Genomic DNA, 2,490 nt, shown 5'->3' on the forward strand with positions numbered 1-2,490 from the left:
GTCCGCCGCGTGATCCGGTGGACGCCGACGGACGGCACCCGGTCGCGGGAGAGCAGCAGCAGCGCGATGTCGTCCTCGCGGCGGTCCGCGAGCGGCCCGGGCGTGTAAGGCGAGGTGGGACCGTGCACGGCCTGGACCAGCGCGTCCGCGAGCTTCTCCAGCGATTCGCCGCCGTCCTCCTCCAGGACGGGCCGCAGCCGCGCCCAGCCGGTCGTGAGATCGTGTCCGCCGGTTTCGAGCAGCCCGTCCGTGCAGAGCATCAGCGTCTCGCCGGGCTCCAGCAGGGTCCGGTGCCGGGCGCAGGCACCCGCGGCGCACCCGCGGAGCAGCCGGGCCAGGACGAGTTCTCGCTCAGCGGTCAGCGCTTCGCGACCTGTCTCTATCTGGAGGTCGACCCGGACTCCGGCACGCTCGACATCGCCCGCGCCGGCCATCCCGATCCGGTGATCCGTACGTCCGACGGGACGGCGGTCGTACGGCAGACGGCGGGCGGGCTGCCGCTCGGGGTCGAGGCGGACTCCGACTATCCGACGACGCGGCTCGGTCTGGAGCCCGGCGAGACGCTGATGCTCTGCACGGACGGGCTGCTCGAAACCGGCGGACACGATCTCACGACCGGCTGGGCGCGGCTGCGGCCCGTCCTGGAGGAGGACGGCGGCGAATCGCTGGAGAAGCTCGCGGACGCGCTGGTCCAGGCCGTGCACGGTCCCACCTCGCACTACACGACCGGGCCGCTCGCGGACCGCCGCGAGGACGACATCGCGCTGCTGCTGCTCTCCCGCGACCGGGTGCCGTCCGTCGGCGTCCACCGGATCACGCGGCGGACCGCGCTGACCGTCGCGCAGGCCGAGCCGGAGCGGGTCGCGGGCGCGCGGCGGCAGGTGCGCGATCTGCTGCACGACTGGGCGTCCGGGGAACAGGTCGACTCCGCGGAGCTGATGGTCTCCGAGATGCTCACCAACGTCCTGGTCCACACGGACAACGACGCGCTGCTGCTCGCCGAGGCGGTCGGCGAGCAGGGCAACCGCCGGCTGCGGGTCGAGGTCGCGGACACGAGCGACGAGCTGCCGCACCGCAGGCGGCCGGGAGAGCTGGCGTCCAGCGGGCGGGGACTGGTGCTGATGGAGATGCTCGCGGACGCGTGGGGGGTGGATCCGCGCGGCGAGGGCAAGTCGATCTGGTTCGAGCTGTACGAGTGCGGGAACGAGGGCCCGGAGACGGCATCGGAGGTACGCGGAACACACCGGTGAGGCGGGTCCGTACACAGCCCGGGCCACGGCCACGAAGGACTGGGCGTACGAGACCCCGGGCGTACGGGACAGGGGCCCGCGAAAACGGAGAGCCACGGGTCGTGGCTCTCCGGGCAGGAGCTCACCCGGCACACAGGTCGGCACACAGGGCAGGGGCTCACGAGGCGGGGCCGTAGCGGGTGCGCAGCTCGGAGAAGACCCCGAACACGGCCGCCGTCAGCGGCACGGCCAGCAGTATGCCCAGGATCCCGGCGACGCCGGCGCCCGCCGTGATGGCCAGTATCACCACGGCCGGATGCATCTGCACCGTACGGCTCTGGATCATCGGCTGGAGCACATGGCCCTCCAGCACCTGCACGGCGAGGACCACCCCGAGCGCCCAGAGCCCGGTCACCCAGCCGCGGTCCGCGAGGGCGACCAGCACGGCGACGGTGCCGGAGAGAAAGGCGCCGAGATACGGGATGTACGCGCCGACGAAGACCAGCGCGCCCAGCCCGACGGCGCCGGGCACGCCGAGGAACAGCAGGCCGACGGTGATGCAGACCGCGTCGATGAGGGCGATGACGGTGGTCCCGCGCATGAAGCCCTCGACGGCCCCGAACGCGCGGCGCGCCATGGCCTCGACGGCTTCGCCGGTCTCGCTCGGGGCGAACGACCGCAGGGAGTCGGCCACCTTGTGGGAGTCCCGCAGGAAGAAGAACATCAGCAGCAGCGCGAGCACGGCGGTGGCGATCAGCTCGCCGACGACACTGATTCCGGTGAGCACGCCGGAGGCGGCGGTGGCCCCGAACTTCCCGAGCAGGGACTTGGCGTGGCCCGCCACGTCGTCCAGCGAGGTGCCGGCCGCACCGAAGTGCCTGCTGAGGTCCTTCCCGGCCTGTTTGAGCGAGGAGACGATCTGGTCGCCGCTGTCGACGAGCGCGCTGACGACGATGTACCCGGCCCCGCCAACCACGGCCACCACGGCGACACAGGTCAGCCCGGCGGCNNCGCATCGCGAGCAGCCGCCGGTAGAACGGGCCGAGCAGCGCGGTGCCGAGGACGGCGAGCAGCACGGGCGTGACGGCCGTCTTGAAGGTGATGGTCAGCCAGATCCCCACGGCCCCGACCCCGGAGACCACCAGCGCCACCGCGCACCACGCGGCCAGGCGCCGGGCACTCTCGGGGAGGACGGACGGCGAAGGCATCTCCACCCCTTTACCCGACCACGCCCCATCCCTCCTGTCCCCCGCACCTACTC

General features: G+C 72.7%; 1 protein-coding gene and 3 pseudogenes. 1 reads left to right on the plus strand and 3 read right to left on the minus strand.

Features of this window, described 5'->3' with window-relative positions:
* Positions 1 to 290, minus strand: a pseudogene (locus BFF77_RS30335) (SpoIIE family protein phosphatase); the annotation flags it as partial.
* Positions 291 to 353: 63 nt separating this feature from the next.
* On the opposite strand from BFF77_RS30335, the pseudogene BFF77_RS30340 reads away from it, so the two are divergent.
* Positions 354 to 1,250 (plus strand): annotated as a pseudogene (locus tag BFF77_RS30340) (SpoIIE family protein phosphatase); the annotation flags it as partial.
* A 157-nt stretch (positions 1,251 to 1,407) separates the two neighbouring features.
* Here the strand turns inward: BFF77_RS30340 and BFF77_RS30345 are convergent.
* Together BFF77_RS30345 and BFF77_RS37315 are read right to left on the minus strand one after the other, a co-directional pair.
* Positions 1,408 to 2,238 (minus strand): AI-2E family transporter (locus BFF77_RS30345; RefSeq protein ID WP_245703843.1); only part of this gene is annotated, 831 nt, incomplete at its 5' end.
* 2 nt (positions 2,239 to 2,240) lie between these two features.
* A pseudogene (locus BFF77_RS37315) lies at positions 2,241 to 2,437 on the minus strand (AI-2E family transporter); the annotation flags it as partial.
* Positions 2,438 to 2,490: the final 53 nt, after the last annotated feature.

Origin of the sequence: Streptomyces lushanensis (genome assembly GCF_001700515.1) — a bacterium.
GTDB lineage: Bacteria > Actinomycetota > Actinomycetes > Streptomycetales > Streptomycetaceae > Streptomyces > Streptomyces lushanensis.